Annotated in this window: 22 protein-coding genes; 12 read left to right on the top strand and 10 right to left on the bottom strand. The window is 46.8% G+C overall.

Annotated elements, in window-relative coordinates:
- Positions 1-318 precede the first annotated feature (318 nt).
- The 5 genes from IE163_RS03970 (at position 319) to IE163_RS03950 (ending at position 6164) form a co-directional block, all read left to right on the top strand.
- A complete protein-coding gene (locus IE163_RS03970; RefSeq protein WP_189430418.1) occupies positions 319-1014 on the top strand; it encodes an OmpW/AlkL family protein in 696 nt (231 codons plus the stop codon).
- Between the two features lie 196 nt (positions 1015-1210).
- Entirely contained in the window at positions 1211-3052 is a 1842-nt protein-coding gene (locus tag IE163_RS03965) for a bifunctional acetyl-CoA hydrolase/transferase family protein/GNAT family N-acetyltransferase (protein WP_189430415.1), read from the top strand.
- A complete protein-coding gene (locus IE163_RS03960; RefSeq protein ID WP_189430413.1) occupies positions 3052-3969 on the top strand; it encodes a histone deacetylase family protein in 918 nt (305 codons plus the stop codon). Before IE163_RS03965 ends, IE163_RS03960 begins: the two co-directional genes overlap by 1 nt.
- A 75-nt stretch (positions 3970-4044) precedes the next feature.
- Positions 4045-4935, top strand: a complete 891-nt coding sequence (locus IE163_RS03955; RefSeq protein WP_189430411.1) for a tetratricopeptide repeat protein — start codon at positions 4045-4047, stop codon at positions 4933-4935.
- 104 nt (positions 4936-5039) lie between these two features.
- A complete protein-coding gene (locus IE163_RS03950; protein ID WP_189430409.1) occupies positions 5040-6164 on the top strand; it encodes a GGDEF domain-containing protein in 1125 nt (374 codons plus the stop codon).
- 150 nt (positions 6165-6314) lie between these two features.
- On the opposite strand, the gene purL is transcribed toward IE163_RS03950, so the two are convergent.
- Entirely contained in the window at positions 6315-10205 is a 3891-nt protein-coding gene (gene purL, locus IE163_RS03945; protein ID WP_189430406.1) for a phosphoribosylformylglycinamidine synthase, read from the bottom strand.
- A gap of 198 nt (positions 10206-10403) precedes the next feature.
- Between purL and mltF the strand changes: the two genes are divergently transcribed.
- Positions 10404-11858 (top strand): membrane-bound lytic murein transglycosylase MltF, encoded by a 1455-nt coding sequence (gene mltF / locus IE163_RS03940; protein WP_189430404.1) that lies wholly within the window; start codon positions 10404-10406, stop codon positions 11856-11858.
- 166 nt (positions 11859-12024) lie between these two features.
- On the opposite strand, the gene tadA is transcribed toward mltF, so the two are convergent.
- Entirely contained in the window at positions 12025-12582 is a 558-nt protein-coding gene (tadA, locus tag IE163_RS03935) for a tRNA adenosine(34) deaminase TadA (RefSeq protein WP_189430403.1), read from the bottom strand.
- A 228-nt stretch (positions 12583-12810) separates the two neighbouring features.
- Here tadA and IE163_RS03930 point away from each other — a divergent pair, with 228 nt between their 5' ends.
- The 3 genes from IE163_RS03930 (at position 12811) to IE163_RS03920 (ending at position 13901) form a co-directional block, all read left to right on the top strand.
- Positions 12811-13029 (top strand): hypothetical protein, encoded by a 219-nt coding sequence (locus IE163_RS03930; protein ID WP_229833417.1) that lies wholly within the window; start codon positions 12811-12813, stop codon positions 13027-13029.
- A gap of 14 nt (positions 13030-13043) precedes the next feature.
- Complete coding sequence (locus IE163_RS03925; protein WP_189430393.1) at positions 13044-13256, top strand: hypothetical protein; 213 nt, start codon at positions 13044-13046, stop codon at positions 13254-13256.
- Positions 13257-13679: 423 nt separating this feature from the next.
- Positions 13680-13901 carry a hypothetical protein gene (locus IE163_RS03920; RefSeq protein ID WP_189430391.1) on the top strand — a complete coding sequence of 74 codons (222 nt, stop codon included), beginning with the start codon at positions 13680-13682 and terminating at the stop codon, positions 13899-13901.
- Between the two features lie 101 nt (positions 13902-14002).
- On the opposite strand, the gene IE163_RS03915 is transcribed toward IE163_RS03920, so the two are convergent.
- Positions 14003-14959, bottom strand: coding sequence for an HAAS signaling domain-containing protein (locus IE163_RS03915; RefSeq protein ID WP_189430389.1), 957 nt, complete (start codon positions 14957-14959; stop codon positions 14003-14005).
- Positions 14959-15306, bottom strand: coding sequence for a PadR family transcriptional regulator (locus tag IE163_RS03910; protein WP_189430387.1), 348 nt, complete (start codon positions 15304-15306; stop codon positions 14959-14961). The genes IE163_RS03915 and IE163_RS03910 overlap by 1 nt, the downstream gene beginning before the upstream one ends.
- Positions 15307-15521: 215 nt before the next feature.
- On the opposite strand from IE163_RS03910, the gene IE163_RS03905 reads away from it, so the two are divergent.
- Positions 15522-15986: a CreA family protein gene (locus tag IE163_RS03905; RefSeq protein WP_189430385.1), complete on the top strand. Its 465-nt coding sequence runs from the start codon at positions 15522-15524 to the stop codon at positions 15984-15986.
- A gap of 124 nt (positions 15987-16110) precedes the next feature.
- On the opposite strand, the gene yghX is transcribed toward IE163_RS03905, so the two are convergent.
- The gene (gene yghX, locus IE163_RS03900; protein WP_189430383.1) at positions 16111-17001 is read right to left on the bottom strand and encodes a YghX family hydrolase; all 891 of its coding nucleotides are present in this window, start codon (positions 16999-17001) and stop codon (positions 16111-16113) included.
- Between the two features lie 165 nt (positions 17002-17166).
- On the opposite strand from yghX, the gene IE163_RS03895 reads away from it, so the two are divergent.
- On the top strand, positions 17167-17517 hold the full coding sequence (locus IE163_RS03895; protein ID WP_189430381.1) for a VOC family protein: 351 nt from the start codon (positions 17167-17169) through the stop codon (positions 17515-17517).
- A gap of 128 nt (positions 17518-17645) precedes the next feature.
- On the opposite strand, the gene lysS is transcribed toward IE163_RS03895, so the two are convergent.
- From lysS to xerD, 5 genes are all read right to left on the bottom strand, one after another.
- A complete protein-coding gene (gene lysS / locus IE163_RS03890) occupies positions 17646-19166 on the bottom strand; it encodes a lysine--tRNA ligase (protein ID WP_189430379.1) in 1521 nt (506 codons plus the stop codon).
- A 73-nt stretch (positions 19167-19239) separates the two neighbouring features.
- Positions 19240-20338 (bottom strand): peptide chain release factor 2 gene (gene prfB, locus IE163_RS03885; RefSeq protein WP_189430377.1). Its coding sequence is split into 2 segments (ribosomal slippage): positions 19240-20262 and positions 20264-20338, totalling 1098 coding nucleotides; the frame shifts between segments, so codons are not numbered across the junction.
- A gap of 195 nt (positions 20339-20533) precedes the next feature.
- Positions 20534-22267, bottom strand: a complete 1734-nt coding sequence (gene recJ, locus IE163_RS03880) for a single-stranded-DNA-specific exonuclease RecJ (RefSeq protein ID WP_189430375.1) — start codon at positions 22265-22267, stop codon at positions 20534-20536.
- Positions 22268-22279: 12 nt separating this feature from the next.
- Positions 22280-23011, bottom strand: a complete 732-nt coding sequence (gene dsbC / locus IE163_RS03875) for a bifunctional protein-disulfide isomerase/oxidoreductase DsbC (protein WP_189430373.1) — start codon at positions 23009-23011, stop codon at positions 22280-22282.
- Between the two features lie 18 nt (positions 23012-23029).
- Positions 23030-23947: a site-specific tyrosine recombinase XerD gene (xerD, locus tag IE163_RS03870; protein WP_189430371.1), complete on the bottom strand. Its 918-nt coding sequence runs from the start codon at positions 23945-23947 to the stop codon at positions 23030-23032.
- 481 nt (positions 23948-24428) lie between these two features.
- Between xerD and IE163_RS03865 the strand changes: the two genes are divergently transcribed.
- On the top strand, positions 24429-25787 hold the full coding sequence (locus IE163_RS03865) for a hypothetical protein (protein ID WP_189430369.1): 1359 nt from the start codon (positions 24429-24431) through the stop codon (positions 25785-25787).
- Positions 25788-25808: the final 21 nt, after the last annotated feature.

Here is a 25808-nt window from a genome sequence, read left to right as displayed (position 1 = left end):
CGCGCACAGCCAGTTAGCAGGCCACAGCAGGAGCAACGCGCGCAACCAGTTAGCAGGCCACAGCAGGAGCAACGCGCACAACCCAGTAGCAGACCGCAGCAAGAGCCTCGCATGCAGCGGAATGAAGCTAGCCGCTCAGCCAGAGTCGAGCAACGTCAACAAATACAGCAGCACTAAGACGGTGATTGTTGCAATTTATTGATACAGAACAAAACTGCCTTTTAAAAGCCCACTAACCAGTGGGCTTTTTTGATCCAGCCCAAAGTATTGCTGCTAAATCAGCGCAGAATAGCTTTACTTATCTAATGGGAGATCAAAATGAAAACAATGTTAACAGCTGTTACTTTGGGTTTGGGTTTATTGGCTGCGCCAGCCATGGCGGAGTTTTCGGTCAATGTGGGCGCTATCAGCGTAATGCCGAGCGATAGCAGCAGCAACTTAAACGTCGTCGAAACGGTGGCAGGTTTACCTGCAGGCTCCACTGGTGTTCAGGTCAATAATAATACCCAGGTAGGCTTAACGTTCGATTACAAATTGGATAAAAACTGGGGTGTACAATTAATTGCAGCCACACCTTTTACCCACAGAATAACGGGTGATGGCGCTATTGACGGTTTAAAAATAGGTAAAACAAAACACTTACCGCCTACTTTATTAGGCCAGTACTATTTTGACCTGGGTAACAGCAATATTCAGCCATTCGTCGGCTTAGGCGTAAACTATACCAACTTTTTTAACACTGAAGCAGACGGTCAACTGGTCTCTACTTTAGTGGCTTTAGGTGCTGCAGGTGCCAATGATCCAGTAACCATTAAGCTAAAAAATTCCTGGGGTCTAGCAGCCCAAGCGGGTGTCAACGTTAAGCTATCTGACAACCTGGGTATTCATTTTATGCTGAGCAAAATTGATATCGATACTAAAGCGCATGTGCGGGTGAACGGTAATACTGTACAAAGCGTCGATGTTAAGATCGATCCTTTGGTTGCAATGATCGGTCTGCGCTGGACACTGTAAGCGCGACTTAGCTACTGCGGGTAATCTTTATTGCCTTTATTGCATATCAAACAGCCTCGACCAAAGTCGGGGCTGTTTTCGTTATCACTTCTGAATTACATTAAAAGAAATTTTGGGGCATTTGCTCTGGTGCAAAATGAAGCGTAAGTTAAAAACACTATATCCAGACTAAAGATCCCAATTTCATGGAGCTGTTATGCCAAGTCCTCTCTCTAAATTGAACTGGCAACAATTACTAAAATCCGGTAACCGCATTTTTATCGGCTCGCACGCCAGTGTGCCAACTAAGCTGATTGACGATCTCATAGCCAATGCCAAAAGCCTGCATGATATTGAAATTGTGCAACTGGTGACGCTATCAGACAATAAATGGGCACGCCCGGAGTTTCAGCACCTGTTTAAAGTAAACACCTTCTTTATTGGTGGCAACACCATTCGTGATGCCGTAGCAGAAGGGCGCGCCGATTACACGCCCTGCTTTATGACGGATATCCCCGCCCTGTTTACCGATGGCGTCTTACCGTTAGATGCCGCCCTTATCATGGTCAGTCCGGCCGATGAGCATGGTTATCACTCTTTGGGGGTATCTGTAGATGTTATTGCTGCCGCAGCTCGCGCCGCTAAAATCGTGATAGCCCAGGTTAACCCTTCTATGCCAGTCACCTACGGCCAGTCATTTATTCATAAAGACGAGATAGACGCCTTTTTCTATGCCGAGCAACCTTTACCTGAAGTTGCGCCCCCCGAGCTGGATGCCCGCACTGAGCGTATCGGTCAATATGTCTCACTACTAATTGAAGATGGTGCCACTATCCAGGTGGGCGTAGGTAAAATTTGTGCCGCCGTTACTCGCTATCTTAGCAATCATAAAGACTTAGGACTGCATACCGAGCTGTTAACTGATGGCGTATTGGAGCTGATTAGAAAAGGGGTAATTAATAACAGGCGCAAAACCTTTCACCCGGGTAAAAGCGTGACCAGCTTTTGTATTGGCACTAAGCCATTATATGATTTTGTACATCAGAACCCGCATATTGGTTTTTACCCCAGTGAATATGTCAATTCGCCGGCCAATATTGCCCGTAACGAACGCATGGTCTCCATTAATAGCGCCATAGAAGTCGATTTAACCGGGCAAGTGGTTTCCGACTCTATCGGCCATCAGTTTTATAGCGGTGTTGGTGGCCAGGTCGATTTTAGCCGCGGCGCGTCCATGAGTAATGGCGGTAAACCGATTATTGCCCTGCCCTCAACCGCCAAAAACGGCACCATTTCGCGCATAGTACCGCATATTCGTGAAGGCGCCGGGGTGGTTACTACCCGGGCGCATGTGCATTACGTTGTCACTGAGTTTGGCGTAGCCTCCTTGCGCGGCAAGAGTATCCGCGAACGCGCATTGGAGTTAATTCGGGTAGCCCACCCTAAATTTCGCAACCAGCTGCTGGCGGAAGTACGAAAAAACTATTGGGTGCCGCATTATCAAGTGCAAACACCGGTTGAAGTACCTGAGCTGGGGCCTGTCGGTTTTAAGGAACTGAAAGTCGGCAACGATAGCTTTGATCTTAGGCCGTTAAATCCTTCTGATGAGCGCCGCTTACAAGAGTTTTTCTACTCACACACCAAAGAAACCTTGCAGATGCGCTATAACTCAGTACCCACCCAAATGAGTCGGGAAAAGTCCTGTACGCTGGTCAGTGTCGATCAATCAAAAGATCTGGCGCTTTGTATCGTAAAGCAAAAAGGCTCAGTGGTAGAGATCCAGGCGGTTGGCCGTTATTACCTGATTGAAAGCCAAAATAGCTGCGAAGTCGCCTTTGTAACCCGGGAAAAGTTTCAGGGTAAAGGCATGGCAAAACGCTTACTTGCGGAGATGATTGAAGTGGCGAAAAGCCGTCGCCTCTCCTCAATGCAAGCCTTTGTTCGGGCCGAAAATAAACCCATGTTAAGAGTATTTGAGAATGCTGGTTTTGTCCGCCTAAAAAGCGAAGAGCCTTCAGAAGCCTTTTTGAAACTTGATTTACCGCCAGGAGAGAAGTAATGCCCATCACCATTTTCAGCCACCCCAGCTGTTACTATCACGAAAATGGCGTAGATCACCCAGAATGCCCAGAACGGCTATCTGCTATCAATGATCAGCTGATCCGCTCTGGCATGGAATATGTGGTAATGCAGCTTGATGCCAGCCCAGCCAGTCGGGAAGATTTGTATTTAGCCCATGGCAAACGCTATGTGGATGAATTATTTGCTAAAGCGCCAACCGAGGGGCATATTTGGCTAGATCCAGATACGGTGATGGGCCCCAAAAGCCTGAACGCCGCCTTACATGCAGCCGGTAGCGGTATTAATGCCGTCGCCAAAGTGATGTCGGCTGCAAATCAACAAGCGTTTTGTGCTATCCGGCCACCGGGGCATCATGCTACCCGCGAACAGGCTATGGGCTTTTGCCTGATTAACAATATCGCCGTGGCCGCAGAGCATGCGTTAAATCAGTACGGCTTAAAACGGATTGCTATTGTCGATTTTGATGTACACCACGGTAATGGCACTGAAGATATTTTTCAGCATGAACCGCGGGTGTTATTTTGCTCTTCTTTCGAGCATCCCTTATACCCCTATACAGGCGCGGACAGCAGTAACGAACATATTATAAACCTACCTTTAGCCGGTGGTTGTAAAAGTACCGCCTGGCGTGAGCAAGTACAACAGCATTGGTTACCAGCAATAGATAACTTTGCCCCTGAATTAATTTTCATATCCGCCGGCTTTGATGGCCATGCTGAAGATGATATGGCGCATTTTATGTTACGCGAAGATGATTATCAGTGGATAGCCAGCGAGCTTAAATTATTAGCTGACAAGCATTGCCAAGGCAGGGTAGTCGCTATGCTGGAAGGCGGCTATGCCTTAAGTGCCTTAGGCCGTAGTGTAGTGGCTTTTTTAAAGGGACTAATGTAAAAAAATTGATTATTGACAGTGCTATTTTTGTATCCTAGACTGATTTTTATACAAAATCAGTCTGGACTACACTTTATGCAATGGCTTAAATACACTGTCCCTCTTTTCATTCTGCTAGCACTGTTCCCTGCATTAAGCCAAGCCAGCACCTCCTTCAGCGCCGCAAACTGTAGCAGCGGCCAATGTGATAAACAAATTAGAGATCTTCACGCGCTAGCACGTTATGGTAGTTTTGAAGCCATGACCTTGTTGTCCATGATTTATGCCACGGGTGATGGCCGCGAGGCGGATCCGAAAAGGGCTCTCAGTTTCTTAACCCGCGCAGCTCAGCACAATCATCCCATGGCCGTTTATTTGCTGTCTGAATGGCACAGTCGGGGCTTTGTCGCGCCGCACGATCCCGCAGAAGCTGAGGCGTTACTTGCTAAAGCTATTCGCTTTGAATTTCCGCCAGCACTTTATAAAAAAGCGCTGCAGTTACTCCAAGACCCAACAGCAGAAAATCTCACAGAGGGATTAGCGCTGTTGCAGCGGGCCAGTGATAAACGCCTGGTCGATGCCATGTTTTTGCTGGCAAGGTTAAAGCGAGAAGGTATCGCCACAGCCCCTGATCTGGAAGGCGCAGCACAACTATTTAAAACGCTGGTATTATCAGGCCATGAAGAATCCAGACCGTACTTAAGAGAAAGCATTGCCCAACTCACCCCTAAGCCTGAATCGGCTGAACTGGTAGCCGATTTACAGCAATCTTATGATATGGAAGTGATTCAGGTTATTGGCCGTGATTTTAAAACCGAAAGCATGCTTGGTAATATGGTAACGCAATTAAAACGCAGTGGCCTATATTTGCAGGGAAGCATGTTACGGATCAGAACTCAGCGTTGTGATGACACGACAGGCTGTATATCCATCAGTCCTCGTGCTGGCGATAGAGATCTTAATCAAACTATAACGGGCAGCTATTAAAGCAGTACAGGCACTGACAGGGTCATCTTTGCTGTATTTAAAGGGTTGTTATAGTCGCGTATAAACCTGCTATGCTTGTGATAAAGCAGCCAGTATTCTACTCTATGTCCTTTATTAAACATTGGTTTCCATCACTGTATTACTTAGATGCCGCCAGTGAAGTGGCCTTTCGCCACTACATAGTGCAACGCACCAAACAGACCATGCAGCGTTTGGTCTTAGTCTGTGTGGTCTTGCTTGTGTTATTTAATCTGACGGATCTACTTTTAGGTGATAGCTGGCATAGCCTGAATAATTTAACCCGCGCTGGCATCGCGATGCTATTGCTGATTTTCTTTCCCTACTCTACCAGATTAACCGCCGATAACTACTTACAAGGTTGGTTACTGGTAAGTGCGCTTGTTATTTTACTGCTTATTGTCACATTCTATGCAGCCGCACAATATTATGGCGAGCTTGGAGAGGGCGGTCCCATGCTAGTAGCAATAGCGCTTACTGTCATTCCGATCTTTAACGTTCAGCAAAAAATCCTACTTTGGTTATTATTATTTGTCAGTGTGGCTTTCTTAAAATATTGCACAACTACTGATACTGCTTGGAGTTTATTCTATCTTTCTATTACCATTTTTCTTTGTTTTAATTGGCAGCGGCAGCTGGATATTTTACTGCGTAGTCAGTTTAAAGCGGTTCGCCTTGAGACACAAAAAGCTGAAACCGATCAACTCACCGGCTTATTAAACCGCCGCAGCTTTGAACAACGCCTGCAACAAAAATTACAGGCATTACAACCCGGGCAGCAATTGTCGCTAGGATTATTAGACATTGATTTTTTTAAATACTATAACGATTGCTACGGGCATTTAGACGGAGATCTCGTACTGGTAAATATTTCCCGTCTCCTCTCTCAGGATCCAGCGCTCTTAGTTGTTCGCTTTGGTGGAGAGGAATTTATTTTAGTAGAGCAGCACCCTGCCGAGCAAGCACCCGGCTTATTATCTTTACCTGAACAACTCTATAAATTGAACTACCCACATAGCACCTCACCTTTTGGTGTTGTTACGGCATCTATTGGTATTGCTACTATTTCTTATCCGGCCAAGTACTATAGTTCAAGCGAGCTAATGCAAATTGCAGACAATTTGCTTTATCAGGCAAAAGAACAAGGCCGTAATCAAGCAGTACAGCACTATCTGCCAACCCAAACCAAAGACCCAAGTTTTAACAGCTAACAAAGCCGATAACGAAAACGCGGAGTCGCTTCTAACTTGTTACTTTGGCTGGCAAGATAACCCAAACCGATATCAAGACAGCTTGTTTCTAAAGAAATCACTCATAAAAAAACCTGCCGCAGCAGGTTTTTTATTAGTGATGAATCAGCATTATCCCAACCAAACACGGGCGTTACGGAACATCCGCAGCCACGGGCTGTCTTCTTGCCAATCATCTGGGTGCCAGGAGTTGGCAACGGTGCGGAAGACCCGCTCTGGGTGCGGCATCATAATGCTGACGCGGCCATCGGTAGTCGTCAATGCGGTAATACCTGCCGGTGAGCCATTCGGGTTTGCTGGGTACTGCTCAGTGACCTGACCGTAGTTATCAACAAAGCGCATGGCAATGGTGCCGCTGCTATTGGCCGCTGCAAAAGCGGCCGCATTCGCAAACTCAGCATGACCTTCACCGTGTGATACGGCGATAGGCATCCGTGAACCTGCCATCCCACTAAAAAATAGTGACGGGCTCTGCTGCAGTTCTACCAAGCTAAAACGCGCTTCGAAACGCTCTGACTTATTGCGCACAAAGTGAGGCCACAGTTCTGCACCCGGGATCAGGCTCTTCAGATTCGACATCATCTGACAACCGTTACAAACGCCTAACGCAAAAGTCGATTGCCGTTCAAAGAAGCGTTGGAACTCTTGGCGCGCCTGCTCGTTAAATAGAATCGACTTAGCCCAACCTTCACCGGCACCTAATACGTCACCGTAAGAGAAACCGCCACAAGCAGCTAAACCGTTAAAGTCGCTCAGTTTTACCCGACCGGCTAAGATGTCGCTCATATGCACGTCAATCGCCGTAAAGCCAGCACGGTTAAAGGCTGCCGCCATTTCGTGCTGCGAGTTAACACCTTGCTCGCGTAAAATCGCGACCTTAGGTGCGGCACCTTTTAAAATAAAGGGTGCGGCAATATCGGCATTTTGATCAAAGCTGAGTTTAACATTTAAGCCCGGATCTTGCTGATCGGCTTTGGCGTCAAACTCTTGCTTAGCACCAGCCGGATTATCACGTAATGCCTGCATCTGATAGGTAGTTTCCGCCCAAATTAAGCGTAAACGGGTGCGACTATCGCTAAACACAGCCTTACCGTGCTGAGTGATCTCAAGCTTATCGCTATTATTTACGCTACCAATCACATGGCTTACTGTCGCTAACTGATGCGCTGCTAACACCTGCTGCACATAGGCCACATCCGCTTGCGCTACCTGCACCACTGCACCTAACTCTTCGCTATACAGTGCGGCTAACGCATCATCACCTAAGGCACTGATATCGGCACTAATACCAGCTTTACCGGCAAAGGCCATTTCCGCTAGGGTAACCAATAAACCGCCGTCTGAGCGATCATGGTAAGCCAGCAGCTTTTGCTCGCGGGTTAATTGCTGCATGGCATTAAAGAAGTTGATAAGTAGCTCAGGGCTATCTAAATCCGCTGCTTTATCGCCTAACTGCTTATACACCTGGGCCAAACAAGAGCCACCTAAACGGTTAGCGCCCTGCCCTAAGTCAATTAATACTAAGGCACTCTCACCTTTGTCGGTGCGTAGTTGCGGCGTTACCGTTTTACGCACATCTTCAATGCGGGCAAAGGCGGTGATCACCAAAGACATCGGTGAGGTAACCGCTTTTTCTGCGCCGTCTTGCTGCCAGCGGGTTTTCATCGACATCGAGTCTTTACCCACCGGAATGGTTACTTTCAGCGCCGGGCACAGTTCTTCGCCCACGGCTTTCACAGCGGCATATAAACCGGCATCTTCACCTGGGTGACCGGCTGCAGCCATCCAGTTTGCGGAAAGCTTAATGCGATTTAACTCACCAATATCCGTTGCCGCGATATTGGTAATCGCTTCTGCTACCGCCAAGCGGGCAGAGGCCGCAAAATCTAACAAGGCAACAGGGGTACGCTCACCCATGGCCATGGCTTCACCATGATAAGTATCGTAGCTGGCAGCAGTGACGCCGCAGTTAGCTACCGGCACCTGCCAAGGACCGACCATTTGATCACGCGCCACCAAGCCGGTTACGGTACGATCGCCAATGGTCACTAAGAAGGTTTTTTCAGCAATAGTCGGTAAACGCAGTAACCGCTCTGCCGCATCCGCAATGGTAATAGCACTGCGATCCAGTGGCTTACCCTGCACCTGCAGGCTTTGTACGTCGCGGTGCATTTTCGGTGCTTTGCCCAGCAACACATTCAGTGGCAAATCAATGGGCGTATTGCCAAAATAGCTGTCGCTTAGCGTTAAGTGCTGCTCAGCGGTAGCTTCCCCCACTACCGCATAAGGGGCGCGTTCACGCTTACAAATTTGCTCAAACACCGGCATTTTGTCGGCAGGAATGGCCATAACATAGCGCTCTTGCGACTCGTTACACCAAATTTGCAATGGCGACATGCCTGGTTCATCGTTAGGCACATTGCGCAGTTCAAACTTACCGCCAACACCACCGTCATTAACTAACTCTGGGAAAGCATTAGATAAACCACCCGCACCCACGTCGTGGATAAAGACGATAGGGTTATCTTTACCCAGCTGCCAGCAGCGATCGATCACTTCCTGACAACGACGTTCAATTTCGGGGTTCTCACGCTGTACCGAGGCAAAGTCCAGATCTTCAGCTGACTGACCCGAGGCCATAGACGAAGCGGCACCGCCGCCCAGACCGATATTCATCGCTGGACCACCTAACACCACTAACTTGGCACCTACCGGTAAATCGCCTTTTTGCACGTGATCTTCACGGATATTACCTAAACCACCGGCAATCATAATCGGCTTATGATAACCACGTACTTCTTCACCATTGTGGCTGGTGACTTTTTCTTCATAAGTCCGGAAATAACCGGTAATTGCCGGGCGACCAAATTCGTTGTTAAAAGCCGCGCCACCTAGTGGCCCTTCTAGCATAATCTCTAGTGCAGTAACAATGCGCGCCGGCTTACCAAAATCGGTTTCCCACGGCTGTTCAAAGCCCGGAATACGTAAGTTTGATACCGAGAAACCGACTAAACCGGCTTTCGGCTTAGAGCCCACACCGGTAGCACCTTCATCGCGAATTTCACCACCAGAACCCGTAGCCGCACCTGGGTAAGGCGAGATCGCCGTTGGGTGGTTATGGGTTTCCACCTTCATCAAGATATGAATAGGCTCGTGGTGATACTGGTAGTCTTTACCTTCTGGCGTTGGGAAGAAGCGCCCTGCCTCTGAACCCACCATGACAGCAGCGTTGTCTTTATAGGCAGACAGCACATACTCCGGGTGTTGTTCATAGGTGTTTTTAATCATTTTAAACAGCGATTTCGGCTGTTTTTCGCCGTCGATAGTCCAATCGGCGTTAAAAATTTTGTGCCGGCAATGCTCTGAGTTGGCCTGCGCGAACATATAAAGTTCAATGTCGTTCGGGTTACGGCCGAGCTGCTGAAAATTGGTGACCAGATAATCAATTTCATCATCAGCGAGAGCCAAACCTAAATCCAGGTTGGCTTTCGCTAAGGCTTCGCGACCACCGCCCAGGATATCAACCGAACTGAGTTCACCCGGCGCAGCCTTGGCAAACAAGGCTTCGGCTTGGGTGAGCTCGGTAAAGACTGCTTCCATCATCCGATCATGCAATAAGGCGCTTACCTGAGCTAACTGCGCAGTACTTACGGCTTGCCCTTCAACATAATAGGCTATGCCGCGTTCCAGGCGTTTTACCTGTGGCAGATTACAATTATGGGCGATATCAGTCGCCTTAGAAGACCAGGGCGAAATAGTGCCTGGGCGTGGTGTTACTAACAGTAATTGCCCCACTGGTTGGTGGCTGGCCACCGTTGGACCATAGGTCAACAACTTATCCAGAGTAGCATGCTGTTCGGCGCTTAACGGCGCAGCCAAATCAGCAAAGTGCATAAATTCAGCGTAAATACCCGTTACCGGTAAATTTTGCTGGGCACAAAGGTCTAGTAACTTTTGAATTCTAAATTCGGACAGTGCAGGCGCACCACGCAGGATCAACATAGGCTTATTTCCGTTGGTTGAACGACAGTGGAACCTAGGGCGTGTTAACCTTTGCTGCTTATTTTGCAGCAAAGGTTAACACGCTCTTAAAGGCGGCATATTATAAAGAAAATTCGCGCTAAGTGATATGCGAAAAACCTGACTGACTGCAAGAAGTTTGCTATAACAGTCGCTGCCAACTTTTACCGGACCCCGAAGATGCTAAGAATGCTGTTATTACTCTGCTGCTGTTGCTTGTTGCTATCCTGCGCGCCACCTGCGCCAGAGAGCAATAGCCAATTGGCAGAGATCTATCAGCGCAACAGTTTGCGGGTTGGTATTTTACATGGTCCAACCAGCTATTATATCGGCGTAGATGGCCCTACTGGTTTTGAATATGAGCTGGCCAAGGCGCTGGCCGATCGTCTAGGTGTTGAATTGAGTTTAGCCCCCAGCTTTGATTTAGAAGAACTGCAAGAAAAGCTGGCAGCAGGCCAGGTGGATTTTATCGCCGGAGGCTTAACATTAACACCATCCCGCACCGAGCGTTTTCGGGCCGCACCGGCTTATCGCTGGATTAATGAAGTGTTAGTTTTCCGGCAAGGCAACAGCTGGCCGCGACAATTGGCCGATTTAAACGAACCTATCATTGTGATGGCACATAGCAGCCATGCCGAGAGCCTGGCTGCATTACAAAACGAAGAGCAAAGCATTGAGTTTCGCGAGGATCCCGAGCTAGATGCCGATGAAATACTGCAAAAGGTGGTGGAAGGTAGCATTGCTTACACCCTAACCGACTCGAATCAACTCGCTGTTAACCGCCGGTTATTTCCGCAGCTAAGTATCGCTTTTACCGTAAATGAAAACTTACCCGTTGGTTGGCTATTACAAAAAAATCAAGATGACAGCTTATACAGTGTGTTGATCGAATATTTTGGTCATGTTTATCAAAATGGTGATTTGGTCACGCTGGAAGACCGCTATTTTGGTCATATTGAGCAATTTGACTATGTTGATACCTTAAGATTTATCCAATCGATAGAAAAAACGTTACCTAAATATAAAGATTGGTTTATCGAATACGCTGGTGAGCTAGATTGGCGCTTACTCGCCGCTCTTAGTTATCAAGAATCGCATTGGAATCCCAAAGCACGCAGCCCAACCGGCGTGCGGGGGTTAATGATGTTAACACTGCCTACCGCTAAACAAATGGGTGTGCACAGCCGGATCGATCCGGAAGAGAGTATTGATGGCGGTAGCCGTTATTTACAACTGCTACTGCGTCGCATCCCCGAGCGGATCCCCATGCCCGATAGATTATGGTTCGCCTTAGCCGCCTATAATATCGGCTGGGGCCATGTAGAAGACGCCCGCCGTTTAACGCAACGCGATGGTGCCGATCCCGACAAATGGCTGGAAGTAAAACAACGCTTACCCTTGTTACGTAAAAAATCAGTGTATCAACATACCCGTTTTGGTTTTGCCCGAGGTGATGAAGCTGCTATGTACGTAGAAAACATTCGGCGCTATTACGATACGCTGGTGGGTGTAGACGAACGACAACAGCTAGAAGATCGCTTGGAACTACAACGGCAAAAATTAGTCGAACAATTAGCTGAGCCTGCAACAGCTGAGCAGCTAGCTGAACCAGAAGTCATTACACCACCACTTTAATAATAAATTCACATTAACCGCTTGTAGTTCAGCCGTCGCAGCCCTATTATCCAAGTAATATGAAGAACTTAAGGAGTTGTAATGCTAAAACGGAAAAAACCAGCGTTAAAACGTCGTCGTCGGCTTCTGGATGTTGCCTCCAGCCGCAGACGAATTAAACGTAATTTCAGTACGATGAAGCTGCATCATCGTCGTCGCGGTTTTCAGACTTATTTTCAACATTTACCTGAAGCAGCGCCTGCTGTTTAAGCTGCTTTTGCTGTACTCGCCGCTTTTTAAAAAACGCCGATAACATGGCAGCACACTCCTCGCCTAGTACACCAGCAGTCACCTCAAGTTGATGATTTAACTGAGGATGACAAACCAGATCCATAATTGAACCCGCTGCGCCAGTTTTATAGTCACTGGCGCCATAGACCAACCGCTTAACTCTGCTATGCACCAACATACCTGCACACATACTGCATGGCTCTAGGGTCACGTAAAGCGTGCAATCAATTAGCCGGTAATTTTGTAGCAATTGCCCGGCGCTGCGCACCGCCTGCATTTCAGCATGCGCTGAAGGATCATGTAAACTAATCATCTGATTCCAACCTTCAGCAATAAGTTGCTGATCTTTGACCAGTACTGCCCCTACTGGTACTTCGCCCGCCGCTTCGGCTTTGGCGGCCAATTGCATGGCATGGCGCATCCAGTCTTCGTCGGTTATATTTTTAGTTGTCATAATGGCTTACAAAATTCCACTTTAATTAGTCAATTTTAACACTAGACTAGTGTAATACTGACCATTATTTTGTGTTTTAAACTAAAGCTGCTAAGCCTATAAAACCTAAGCTTATGTTTTATCTTACTTTTCGAAATGGCATTGTGTTTGCTTAGTTTAAGCAAGGTTCTTAGTCAACTTTAACTTGTACTATAGAGTCAATTGCAAAAGGCAGAAAAGGAGAGAAAAATGGATATGGGCGTTGTGGTGATTGTAGTGGTAGCTATTGTTGGTGGTGTTTTTTACGATGCAATGAAGATGCGCTATAAGTATCAGCACCTGGCATCTGGAAAAGGTTATGAAGACTTACAGCAAGAATTAACACAAGTAAAAGCGAGATTAGCTACGCTGGAAAGCATAGTTACCGACAAAAAATATCAACTAAATGAAGAAATTAATCGTTTATAATTTGGAGTAACATCATGGGACCTTTTGAAATTGCCGCTATTGCCATTATTGGCGGCTGTGCTATCTCGGGCTATAAAACCTATATGAACAGTAAAGACCGCAATAACAGCCAGGAAGTCGCAGCATTGCAAGACGAGCTAACAAAACTAAAACAACGGGTTGCCACCCTGGAAAGCATTGTTACCGATAAATCTTATCAACTAAAAGAGCAAATTAATAAGCTCTGATTTTACCGCTTTATTGCCCCTCTTCTTCCTATGTTGCAGCCATACCGGCTGCTTCACTCCAAGCAAGTAGTTCGGCTCATTCAACAATTAGCAGCTGCTTTTTTCAGGCAAACTGCCGATACTTTTTTGCCACAGCCATTACTTTTTTAATAAATAGCAACGCTAGGTAGCCGCTTACCTGGGTATTCGCTGTTCCTCAAAACACTGGCGTTTTTAGACAAACTAGTCCGCAAACAATAGCTTTAAATTTTAACTAACTATTGGTCAAATTCACTAAAGCTCACTGACTTTAATAACGCCCTGTTGCCAATAAAAATATAAACCAATGATTTATATAAAAATTAATAATGGCACAGCTTTTGATTATATAATGACATCGCAGAGATAAAAGCACACCAACATTTCATAAGAAGGAAGCAGCAGATGAACAGAACACTCGTTATCATTTTATTGGTTGCAGTAGGTATTTACTGTTTACCCACCCTACTGGCTATTGTTGCAACAATTTTTGCCCTGGCGGTTGGCTTACTTGGCGCAATAATCGGTATTGGCATTACCTTTCTGGTAACACTGGCGCCTATCTTAATCGTTGCCTATTTAGTGTGGTGGCTGGTGCGCGACAATAAGCGTAGCAGGCAGTATTAATCACTGATCTAGCATACGGCAGGCACCGCCATAGGTGGTGGTTTAAGATTGACAACAGAGGCTGAGTCATAACTCAGCCTCTGTTCTTTCTGGCGCTGCATTTACCTTACCTGGCTACTCGCTAAACGCTTTAAGCGTAGTAGGTCCCGCCCCAACTCGTACGCTGGGAAGCAAGCCGTAATGAGCAAACACAGCACTATACTGAACTGTAGCGATTCCCAGTCAAAGGCATAAGGCCATACATCCACTTTAATTTGCAATAGCGGCACATTAATCGCCAAATAAAGCAAGATCACTACCAACGCGCTATTCACTAGAATATTCGCCATCAGCATGGGGCGATTCCAGAAGCGCTGCTTTAGCTGCCCAATATTCAGCACTATTCCAGCCAGCAACACCGGTGTACACCAGGCTAGAAACTGCCGTGCCGGCTCGCTCAGGCTAATGCGCTGTGCGTCAAGCTGCTCTGGGCTGAACCAAAGCGGATACCAGATCATCACTAATAAAAAGGCATAGGTACCAAGATCGGTAAAAATATTCTGCAGCGAAATCGTCTGCCAGCCCGGCCCCACTGCCGGTAATTGCCGTGGATGCCAGTTTGGTTTGGCTTTAGCCGCTGCTGCTGGCTCACGCGATAATAACATATAGGTCACAGTAATCGCCGTAAACGCCAGGCAAGCATCGCCGATAAAGCCACTGGCAACGCTTTTCAGATACAGCAGTAAACCAAACTGACTATGTAGCCAGGCGCTGGTGCTGGCGATAATTTGCAACACAAACAGGATGCCCAGCACCATATACAGGGTATAACGATACACCGGCATATAGGCGAGGCTAATTAGCGGCTGCGGTGGCACAAACTGCTGTGCCACGTCGCGAGGATGCCCCATCTGCAGTAGCACAGCAGCGCTGTCGTCATCACTAAGCTCACCTTTTTGCTCTGCCAGCGCATCCAGCTGATCCCGGATATTGGCATTCAGTTCACGACCAATTTCATCGCGTTTATTTTCTGGTAACTCACGCTGCACCGCAGCGATATAACGTGTAACGAGATCCATTATGCTATCTCCTCTGGCTGCACGCCCAGTAAGTTACTCAGTGCGCCATTAAGCTGTTGCCATTCTTCGGTTAACTGACCAAGCAAGGTATGACCGCTGACAGACAGCTGGTAATAACGCCGCTCCCGTCCTTCTCCTTGCTGCCATTCACTGTCCAGTAATCCCTGCTCTGCCAGGCGGCGGATCAGTGGATACAGGGTGCCTTCATCAATCTCAATGCCGTTGTCGTTTAGCTGTTTGCGCAGCGAGTAGCCATAATGCGCTTCTTTTAGCGACGCTAGCACGGCCAGCACCAACACCCCACGGCGCAGCTCCAGGCGAATTTTATCCAGTTGCGATTGGGTCATCTCTTGCTCCTGATACTGTGCAGCGCATACTGTGTGCCACACAGTTAACTATACTAGGTGTCACACAGTATAAAAGCAAGCCATAAGTTAAAAATAATTAAACTGTATGGCGTAAATGCCATCATAGTCAGATTATAAAAATCCTTCTGCTTGCGGTATGATTGCCGAAACTGCCAGGCAGGCAGTGAAAAGCAAAAGGAACTAAGGAGCCTCATATGAGAATAATTATCGGCGTATTACTGCTATCACTACTTATCGGCTGTAATAGAAATGAAGTGGGTGATGTGTCCCTGGGGCTCTTTACCACCAAGGATATTAAGCTGGATGCCTTTACTGATCCTATCGTCACCGGCGTAACTTGTCATGTATCCAGTATTGAGGCTAACCTGGATTTCTCAGATCCTTCTGACAGCGCGATCTCCTGCCGGCAAACAGGCCCTATAACCGCCGAGATGATTACCAAGATTGATAAAAGCAAAAACGGTGAAGTGCTGTTTAGCAAATCGAAGAGTGTATTTTTTAAGAGCATGAAAATCCGCCGTATTTACGATGCGAAAAATCAGACGCTGATGTATTTATCTTACTCAACAAAGGAAACCTCGGGTAGCTTTAAACATGGCTTATCGACTGTGTCGCTGTGGGGAACCGAGGCCTATAGCGCGCCGGCTGTTGCACCTTAGGCTGTATCTATTCACTGCCAGCTATTTTTAGTCATTAACGCGAGATTGTTTCAATACCCTAGCATCGATTCCGGTACGTTTAGCATACCGGAGTCATCGTTGAGTTAGTCTTGATAAGACAAGCTTACGCATTTAGATAGCGGGCAAACCAGTCTAGCGTGCGTTGCCAGGCTAACTTGGCAGCGGCCTCGTCATAACGCGGTGTCGAGTCATTATGAAAGCCATGAAAAGTGCCAGGATAAAAATGTGCTTCGTAGTGTTTATTGGCCGCCTTTAGGACTGCTTCAAAGGCTGACCAGGTGGCATTAACATTAGGATCAGTCTCTGCGAAATGATACAACAAAGGTGCTTTAATCGGGGCCACTGCCGCAGGATCGGCCTGTCGGCCATAAAACGGCACAGCGCACGCCAGTTCCGGGTAGGCAATAGCGGCGGCATTTGATACACCACCGCCATAACAAAAACCGGTAATGCCGATTTTGTCGGTAGTCAGTTCACTGGCTTTTAAAAACTCTATTGCCGCAAAAAAATCGTTCATTAGCTTTTCTGGATCTATCTGCCGCTGTAAGGCACGCCCTTCTTCGTCATTCCCTGGATAACCGCCTACTGAGCTTAAACCATCTGGCGCCAGCGCTACGTAACCCGCTTTTGCTACTCGCCGGGCTACATCTTCAATATAAGGATTTAGCCCGCGGTTTTCATGCACCACCACCACGCCACCCACTGGTTTGTCTAACTTGGCTGGATGCACCAAATAACCTCGTACTTCGCCATGGCCATTAGGTGATGGATAGCGAATATAGGTGGCCACTATTTCAGGATCATTAAACGAAATTTGCTGCGCCAGCGCATAATTTGGGCTTAACGCCGACAACACCGCAATAGCCGTCATCCCGCCAATAGCATACTTGGTTGCGCGCTCCAGAAAGTCGCGGCGACTGAGCTTACCATGTACATAAAAGTCGTAGAGTTCTAACAGCTCAGGACTAAAATCGGCGGCAGTTAAACGGGGCATGCGGCACTCCTTGAATGAGGACTATGATTAAGCTGGGTGTCTATTTGGTATGAATACAGCAAATAAGCAGCAACAGATTAAAAATCAGCATAAATTGCATGATAAAGTGCCTTTAACCTATACCATAAGTCGTCATCAGTAAAACCAAAAGAGGAACTCTTGGTTATGAATCAACATGGCAAAATTAATTATATTGAACTGCCCTGCCGCGACTTGGCGGCAACCAAAGCCTTTTTTAGTGAGGCCTTTGGCTGGGGTTTCGTAGACTACGGTCCGGACTATATGGCAATTACCGATGCGGGTATCGACGGCGGTTTTTATAAAAGCGAACGTTGCGCCCGCACCGAACAGGGCAGTGCCTTGGTGGTGCTGTATAGCAATAATCTGGAACAGACCCTGCAGCAAGTAGTAGCCGCAGGCGCTAGCGTTAACCTGGCTATTTTTAGCTTTCCGGGAGGACGGCGCTTTCACTTTATTGAGCCAGGTGGCAATGAATATGCCGTTTGGTCAGAATAATTTGGGGTTATTTAAATAACCAAGCCAAGGCTTGATCGGTTAAGCGATAATTTTCTGCGCCCAAACTCAGAACAAAAAAGCCGGGCTTAGTGCATACACCAAGCCCGGCTTTTTAAACGAATTAGCGATTACTTTTCGTTGTGTAAACGCATATGCGGGAACAAGATCACATCACGAATAGAAGCGGCATCTGCCAGCAACATCACTAAGCGATCGATACCAATCCCCTGGCCTGCTGTTGGCGGTAAACCGTGCTCCAATGCAGTAACGAAGTCTTCGTCATAGAACATGGCTTCGTCATCACCGGCGTCTTTCTGAGCAACTTGCTCGCGGAAACGCTCGGCCTGATCTTCGGCATCATTTAACTCGCTAAAGCCATTACCCAGCTCACGACCGCCGATAAAGAATTCAAAGCGATCGGTAATTTCCGGGTTATCGTCGTTACGACGCGCCAGCGGTGATACTTCTGCCGGATACTCGGTAATAAAAGTCGGATGCCGCAGCTTGGTTTCGACCAGCTCGTCAAACACTTCCATTAAAATACGGCCATGGCCGTAGTTAGCTTTTACTTCAATCCCTAACGATTTAGCCAGCGCAGCTACCGCTTCGCGGCTATTTAACTGCTCGATAGTTAACTCTGGATTGTAGTGTAAAATAGATTCGGTGACCGACATCCGTGCAAACGGCTTGCCAAAATCAAACACTTCGCCCTGATAAGGTACTTCAGTGCTGCCCAGTACATCCAATGCTAAACCACGGAATAACTTCTCGGTGAGATCCATTAAGTCGTTATAGTCAGCATAGGCCCAGTAGAACTCCAGCATGGTAAATTCTGGGTTATGCCGGGTCGATACGCCTTCGTTACGGAAGTTACGGTTAAGCTCGAATACCTTTTCAAAACCACCGACGACTAAGCGCTTTAAATACAGCTCTGGCGCAATCCGCAGGAACATTTGCATATCCAGCGCGTTGTGGTGCGTCTCAAAAGGCCGGGCTGAGGCGCCACCCGGAATCGCTTGCAGCATCGGCGTTTCGACTTCTAAAAAGCCATGATCGTTAAAGAAACGACGAATATAGGCGACGGTTTTGCTGCGCACTAAAAAGGTTTTGCGTGATTGATCGTTTGAGATCAAATCTAAATAACGCTGGCGATAGCGCGCTTCGTTATCGGTTAAGCCATGGAATTTGTCTGGCAGTGGGCGCAACGCTTTGGTTAATAAGCGAATTTCGCTAGCCCATACGGTTAGCTCACCGGTTTGGGTTTTAAATAAATGGCCTTTAACACCAACGATATCGCCTAAGTCCCACTTTTTAAACTGTTCGTTGTACAAGCCTTCTGGCAGGCTGTCGCGTGCCACATACACCTGAAACTTGCCGCCCATATCCTGCAGCGTACAAAAGCTGGCTTTACCCATAATACGGCGCGTCATAATGCGGCCGCCCAGGCTGACTTCAACTTTATTCGCTTCCAGTTCTTCTTTGCTTAGCGCATCGTACTTAGCATGAATTTCATCCGAAATATGCTCACGACGAAAATCATTAGGAAAGGCAATGCCTTGCTCACGAATAGCAGCCAGCTTCTGTTTTCGCTCAGCAATCAGTTTGTTAACATCCTGAATTTCTTCATGTTGGTTATGCTGTTCAGACATTTTTTGATTCCTGAGTGAGTTAAAATAATACATCTAAGCTAAGGCTAAGTGAGTTAAGCTTAGTAAGTTAAAATTACAGACCGGCTTTAAGGCTGGCTTCAATAAATTTGTCTAAGTTACCATCCAGTACCGCTTGCGTATTGCGGGTTTCGATACCAGTACGTAAATCTTTAATGCGTGAGTCGTCTAACACGTAAGAGCGAATTTGACTGCCCCAGCCGATATCCGACTTGGTGTCTTCCAAAGCTTGTTTCTCGGCATTTTGCTTTTGCAGTTCAAACTCGTACAGCTTGGCGCGCAGTTGCTTGTAGGCATTGTCGCGGTTTTTATGCTGCGAGCGATCGTTTTGACACTGCACGACGATATTGGTGGGTAAGTGGGTGATCCGTACCGCAGAGTCCGTCCGGTTTACGTGCTGACCACCGGCGCCCGAGGCGCGGTAGGTATCAATACGTAAGTCCGCTGGGTTAATCTCAATTTCGATATCGTCATCAATTTCTGGCGAGACAAACACCGAAGCAAAAGACGTATGACGGCGATTGCCTGAGTCAAACGGGCTTTTCCGAACTAAGCGGTGCACGCCGGTTTCGGTGCGTAACCAGCCATAAGCATATTCACCGCTAAACTTGATGGTACAGCCTTTAATGCCAGCGACATCACCGTCGGTGACCTCATAAATCTCCGGTTTAAAGCCTTTGTCTTCACCCCAACGCAGATACATCCGCATGAGGATACTGGCCCAATCTTGCGCTTCGGTACCACCCGAGCCAGATTGAATATCCAGATAACAATCGTTTTGATCATTTTTGCCCGAAAACATGCGGCGAAATTCCAGCAAGCCTAATTGCTTTTCTAAATCGGCTAATTCGGCTTTGGCTTCTTCAAAGGTGTCTTCATCTTCCGCTTCTATTGCTAATTCCAGTAAACCAGCAACATCTTCTAAACCTTGATCCAGCTTGTCGATAGTACCCACCACTTGCTCTAGCGCCGAGCGCTCTTTGCCAAGGGCCTGGGCTTTATCCGGGGTATTCCAGATGGCGGAGTCTTCCAGTTCGCGGGAAACTTCTTCTAAGCGCTCTTTTTTGCCATCGTAGTCAAAGATACCCCCGAAGCACATTAGTGCGTTCAGTCAGATCTTTAATACTGTTATTAACCGGATTTACTTCAAACATGCTGTGGCTGACCTGTAATGCAACACAAAAAATTGGCGCGGATTATAACAAAAAAACTGCCACTAAGGGCAGTTATTGCGCAGAAATTTCCATCTTATCTGCGCCCGAAAAACAATCGCGGTATTGCCAGCTAGCACATAGACAACTCAGTTTGCTTAAGCTGGCCTGCCCTGACAAAGCACCTTTTTGTTTGGCTTACGCCAATGCTTCCATATGCCGTACAATCAGTTGCAGGTTTTGCTGTTCGCGGTATTCATTAATATCCAGCTGATAAGCCAACCGTACCCGCTGCACATTGACATTAGGCCAGGCTTTGTTGTCGGCATTAAACCAGATAGCATCTACCAGCTTACCACCCGGCCCTTGTAGCATGAGCTTTAAATGGCGGTCGGCCAGCATCTTTTGGTTTAGAAGTTTAAATTCGCCATCAAACACCGGTTCAGGAAAGGCTTGGCCCCAAGGGCCGGCATTTTGCAGCAACTGCGCAAAATCCAGTTCAAAACAGCTATGATCGAGCTCACCATCACTAAAAATAATAGCTTCTAGCTGCTCTGCTGTTAGATGTTTTTTAGCGGTAAAACTCAAGGCGACTTTAAAGGTGTCTAGCTTCTCTTCGGCAATGGTTAAGCCTGCGGCCATCGCATGGCCACCAAATTTTTTAATTAAGCCAGGGTATTGGCTGGCAATTTCTTCCAGTAAATCGCGCATATGCAGGCCGGGTATTGAGCGCGCCGAGCCTTTAAGCTCGCCATTATCGCCTTGGGCAAAGGCAATAGTCGGCCGGTGAAACTGCTCTTTAATGCGCCCGGCTAAAATACCAATCACCCCTTGATGCCAGTCGGATCTGTATAAACACAGACACTCTGGCAGGCTGCTGCCATCAAACGACAATTGGCTTAAAAACGCCTGCGCTTCAACCTGCATACTTTGCTCAATGCTGCGCCGCTCGGCATTAAGTGCATCTAGCTCTGCCGCATATTGTCGCGCTAACCCCAAGTTTGGCGCCAGCAAGCAGCTTATACCCAATGCCATATCATCCAAGCGACCAGCGGCATTTAACCGCGGCCCCAGCGCAAAACCAAAATCACTGGCCGTAAGTTTAGTTGCATCACGATTAGCGACATCAATTAACGCCTGAATACCGGGGCGGCATTTACCGGCCCGAATCCGCATTAAGCCCTGATGCACTAAAATACGATTATTGCTATCCAGCGGCACCACATCAGCTACGGTGCCAAGCGCCACTAAATCCAGCAGTTCAGCGACGTTAGGTTCAGGTAGATTATGCTGCTGAAAATAGCCCTGTTCGCGCAGTGTTGCCCGCAGTGCCAGCAACAGATAAAAAGCCACACCTACGCCAGCCAGGGCTTTACTGGGGAATTCGCACCCTGGCTGATTGGGGTTAACAATGGCATCGGCAGCCGGTAATTCAGTACCCGGTAAATGGTGATCGGTAACCAACACCTTAACCCCAGCGTTTTTGGCCAACGCCACGCCTTCAATAGCCGAAATACCGTTATCCACAGTGATAATCAGCTCAGCGCCTTGTGCTACCACGATTTCAGCAAGCTCCGGCGTTAAGCCATAGCCATACTCAAACCGGTTGGGCACCATATATTCCAAGTATTTAAAACCAAAGGCTTTTAAGCCACTCATCAGCACGGCCGTGCTGGTGGCGCCGTCGGCATCAAAGTCGCCCACTATCACAATACGTTGTTGCTGCTGTAGCGCAGCAACTAATAAAGCACTGGCGGCGCTAATGCCTTTCAGCAGGCCAAAAGGTAACAATGCCGCTGCACTGCGTTGCAGCTCGTCGCTACTGCGTACACCACGGCTAAGATACAAACGACGTAAAATAGGGTGTAAAGCAGGATCCAATACCGTCTCAAATTCGGGGATGGCTCTGCGACTTATTTGTTTTAACTGCAACGCATTAACTCCTTATTCAGCGCTTAACTGCTGCAACATCGCCGCTACCGGCATATAACCCGGTACTAATTGACCATTAGGCATAATGACTGCTGGCGTGCCGGTTACCCCAAAAAACTGCCCCAATTCATAATGGCTGGCAACCGGATTTTGGCACATGGCTTTCGCTACTTTTTTATCGCCTTTCGCGTTATCCATGGCGCCTTGTTTGTCTTTGGCGCACCAAATATGCTGCATTTGTAAGCCGGTTTCTGAGCTTACACCGGCTCTTGGGTAAGCTAAATAACGCACAGTAATACCGGCTTTTAAATAATCTTTCATTTCTGAATGCAGCTTGCGGCAATAGCCACAGCTAGGATCGGTAAAGACATGCACCACATACTTTTCTTGTGGCGCTTTGTATTCAATCATACTGGCTTTTTCTGCGACTAACTTATCAACAATAATGGGGGCCATTAACTGATCTTTTAGGTTAGTAGGTACCTGTTGACCGCGCACCTGCTGCCAGTTTTGTAAGTCCAGCACATTGCCCGCAATAAGGTAACGGCCATCATCCGACATAAAAAACAGGCCACGATCGGTGACGACTTGTGATACCCCGGTCATCGGTGACGCACTTACTTGCTGCACCTTTAAACCAACCTGCTCCAATGCCTCACTGATTTTCGCCTGGTCAGCCGATACCGAGAGCGGTAAAGCCGCTGTGAACAATAATGCCGATAATGTTTTTAACGCAAATTTCATAAGGGTCCCTAGCCCGCGTTAACCACGCGGATGATGTTGTTGGTGCAGTTGTTTTAGTCGCGCCTGGGCAACATGGGTGTATATTTGGGTCGTGGATAAATCACTATGTCCCAATAACAGTTGCACTACGCGTAAGTCTGCACCATGGTTAAGTAAATGGGTAGCAAACGCATGCCGTACCGTATGTGGTGACAAAGTTGCCTGAATGCCCGCTACTTTCGCATAAAATTTGATACGATGCCAGAAGGTTTGCCGGGTCATGGTTTGCTGGCGATTGCTTGGGAAAACGACATCCTGCGCGGTGCCTAACAACATAGGCCGCACTTCGCGCAAATAGCGGGTTAACCAATGCTGCGCCTCTTCGCCCATTGGCACTAGACGCTCTTTGCGGCCTTTACCTAACACCCGCACCACGCCCTGATTAATATACAGCTGCTGCATAGTCAGGCTTACCAACTCCGTGACCCGTAAGCCGGTGGCATACAGCAGCTCCAGCATCGCTTTGTCACGAAATTGAATGGTGTCGGTTAAATCAGGCGCCGAGAGTAAGGCATCCACATCCGCTTCCGACAAGGTTTTCGGTAAACTACTGCCAATTTTCGGGTTAAGTAAATGTTCAACCGGATTTACGCTAATAGCGCCTTGTTGATGCCAATAGCGATAAAACCGTCGTAAACTGCTTAACAAGCGAGAGGTACTACGCGGATTAAACCCCTTGTCAACCCGCTCGGCTAAATAACCGTTGATCTCATTGGCGTTAACTAAGAGCAAGTGTTGCTGTTTATGCTGTAAATAACGGGCAAAGTGCTTTAAATCGGTACCATAGGCACTTAAGGTATGTGGGCTGGCATCCTGCTCTAAATAAAGCTGATCCAAAAACTGTTGAATATGCGCTAGGGTGCTGGCAGGTAGCTCAATAGTGGAAGTCGTACTCATAGCAGGCTTTAAAAATCCAGATGCGGCCATAGTAACGGATTTCACTTGGCAGTTATAGCCTTGAATAAACCCTTGTGAGATAAATCAGCTGAACTACCAGATCGGTCGAGTTCATTTTCAACAGCTTTGAAATAAGCAGGCTGTTTCTTTATGAGATCTGCCAACTACCAATTAAATTTTTATTATATTAAGCTATGAGTAATTTAAGATTGATGATTTTATTTCATCCTAAAATGCTAAGTGCAACTTGCTAATTAGCAGCAGTGGCAGACCCAAATGAGCTTGACGCCTATATCTAAACGTATTTATATCAGAGATATACATTTAAGCTTTTTCTCAGCAACACGTCAGAGCCGGAAGAAAGAGAAGATGTGCAGCGGCCCACTGGCTTACTCGAGAAGCATATGTAAGCGACTCAAATCAAACCTATTTAGCCTTTGCATAAATAATTACAATAACTTTAATAAAATTGGTATTTTCTATGTGGTTATCTGCACAATCATTAATTGAGCGTTATTGGGCTACGTTAGACAAAGAGCAAAGAAAGAATTTAAAGTTAAAATCTACAGCATTTTTAATTACTGCTTTTACCTCGTTGTATGGGCTGTTTTCATCACTCGAACTACCAGATTTGATAGTGCTTTTTAATGCGCATGTATTGCCCGCGGTTAAGCTCTATGCAACTGAGAATTGGTTGAAACTTCTGTTAAGTGTAGCAACAATGCTAATCAGCATATTACTTTTTATTTCTAGTATTCGAACTTTACAACAAAGAAATAACCAATGGATAGATAAGAAGTTAGACATTATTGATCCCGCTAACTTGCTTGTCAGTAAGGACTACAAAAACTCTGGTTATTACATAGATAAGCTAGAATTTGCAAACAAGAGAAATTTAGTCATTATCTCGAACATGGTTAATAACGTACTTCGTGATGCTGTCTCAATTCCCATTTTTCCAATTAAAACCTCTTGGCGGTTGAAAGCTAAAGGACAAGAGCTCCTGCCTTTTTCGATATTGCGATTGAAAGGTAAGAGCTATGTCTTTAACGAAAATAAAGTTCGGCTAAATACCGACCTACTTATCAATGACAAGCAACATCTGCCGCCTGTAAACTTGCAAAAAACGAGTTATTTTAATAGTTTAGCTTCAAATGAAATGTCGTTTATCCAACTATCTATTCGCAAAGCAACTGATCTAAAGAATTCGGCAACAGAAATTTACAATGGATTAAGTTTATTTTTAGACCCTTTACCCGATTCAACCTATCTACTGCAGCCTCTAAGCTCGACGACATGTTCAAATCATATTGGAGTCTCCACTATGGCTATCACTTCTGACCAAGTCGTCATTATTACCGGTCAGTCACGTCATAATATCCAAAGCCGCCGCTTGCTTGCCCCTAGCGGTTCAGGGTCAATTGACTGGAAAGACGTAAAAAAACACACAGATTTACTAACCTTAGTAAAGAACGCTGCGGAACGTGAGTTGTGTGAAGAGTGTGGCATCAATCCAAAAAATGTAACAATGACAACTAAAGTAATTGGTTTTAGCAGAATGCTTAATCGAGGTGGTAAACCAGAGTTTTTCTGTGTTACTCAAGTTCAGCAGACATCGGCAGAAATTGAACAAGATCACAGCGATCAAGAATTCATTTTTACGTCATTCAATCATGCTGACCAGCTCTATAAAAAGATATCGCTGGAGTCAGATAAAGTTACGGAGAGCGTTGAGGAATTTTGTGTAAAGTATAGCGACAGTATTTCGGTGATATTAGCACTAAACCTCAGATTTATGGCGGAACATCTGAGCACTAATAAACCCTCTATGCCTCATTGATAAAGGACAGTAATATCACCT

Source organism: Alishewanella longhuensis (genome assembly GCF_014653435.1).
GTDB lineage: Bacteria > Pseudomonadota > Gammaproteobacteria > Enterobacterales > Alteromonadaceae > Alishewanella > Alishewanella longhuensis.
The sequence above is the reverse complement of the archived record's forward strand: the minus strand, read 5'-3'. Positions and strand labels throughout refer to the sequence as shown.

Bases quoted from the DNA above. Each gene is read 5' to 3' on its own strand.
- dsbC (WP_189430373.1), bottom strand. From the start codon at position 23,011: ATGAAATTTGCGTTAAAAACATTATCGGCATTATTGTTCACAGCGGCT.
- xerD (WP_189430371.1), bottom strand. From the start codon at position 23,947: ATGAGTACGACTTCCACTATTGAGCTACCTGCCAGCACCCTAGCGCAT.
- IE163_RS03915 (WP_189430389.1), bottom strand. From the start codon at position 14,959: ATGGATCTCGTTACACGTTATATCGCTGCGGTGCAGCGTGAGTTACCA.
- IE163_RS03905 (WP_189430385.1), top strand. From the start codon at position 15,522: ATGAGAATAATTATCGGCGTATTACTGCTATCACTACTTATCGGCTGT.
- IE163_RS03970 (WP_189430418.1), top strand. From the start codon at position 319: ATGAAAACAATGTTAACAGCTGTTACTTTGGGTTTGGGTTTATTGGCT.
- IE163_RS03895 (WP_189430381.1), top strand. From the start codon at position 17,167: ATGAATCAACATGGCAAAATTAATTATATTGAACTGCCCTGCCGCGAC.
- IE163_RS03950 (WP_189430409.1), top strand. From the start codon at position 5,040: ATGTCCTTTATTAAACATTGGTTTCCATCACTGTATTACTTAGATGCC.
- IE163_RS03960 (WP_189430413.1), top strand. From the start codon at position 3,052: ATGCCCATCACCATTTTCAGCCACCCCAGCTGTTACTATCACGAAAAT.
- IE163_RS03920 (WP_189430391.1), top strand. From the start codon at position 13,680: ATGAACAGAACACTCGTTATCATTTTATTGGTTGCAGTAGGTATTTAC.
- lysS (WP_189430379.1), bottom strand. From the start codon at position 19,166: ATGTCTGAACAGCATAACCAACATGAAGAAATTCAGGATGTTAACAAA.
- IE163_RS03965 (WP_189430415.1), top strand. From the start codon at position 1,211: ATGCCAAGTCCTCTCTCTAAATTGAACTGGCAACAATTACTAAAATCC.
- IE163_RS03865 (WP_189430369.1), top strand. From the start codon at position 24,429: ATGTGGTTATCTGCACAATCATTAATTGAGCGTTATTGGGCTACGTTA.
- yghX (WP_189430383.1), bottom strand. From the start codon at position 17,001: ATGCCCCGTTTAACTGCCGCCGATTTTAGTCCTGAGCTGTTAGAACTC.
- IE163_RS03910 (WP_189430387.1), bottom strand. From the start codon at position 15,306: ATGACCCAATCGCAACTGGATAAAATTCGCCTGGAGCTGCGCCGTGGG.
- mltF (WP_189430404.1), top strand. From the start codon at position 10,404: ATGCTAAGAATGCTGTTATTACTCTGCTGCTGTTGCTTGTTGCTATCC.
- IE163_RS03925 (WP_189430393.1), top strand. From the start codon at position 13,044: ATGGGACCTTTTGAAATTGCCGCTATTGCCATTATTGGCGGCTGTGCT.
- IE163_RS03930 (WP_229833417.1), top strand. From the start codon at position 12,811: ATGGATATGGGCGTTGTGGTGATTGTAGTGGTAGCTATTGTTGGTGGT.
- IE163_RS03955 (WP_189430411.1), top strand. From the start codon at position 4,045: ATGCAATGGCTTAAATACACTGTCCCTCTTTTCATTCTGCTAGCACTG.
- purL (WP_189430406.1), bottom strand. From the start codon at position 10,205: ATGTTGATCCTGCGTGGTGCGCCTGCACTGTCCGAATTTAGAATTCAA.
- tadA (WP_189430403.1), bottom strand. From the start codon at position 12,582: ATGACAACTAAAAATATAACCGACGAAGACTGGATGCGCCATGCCATG.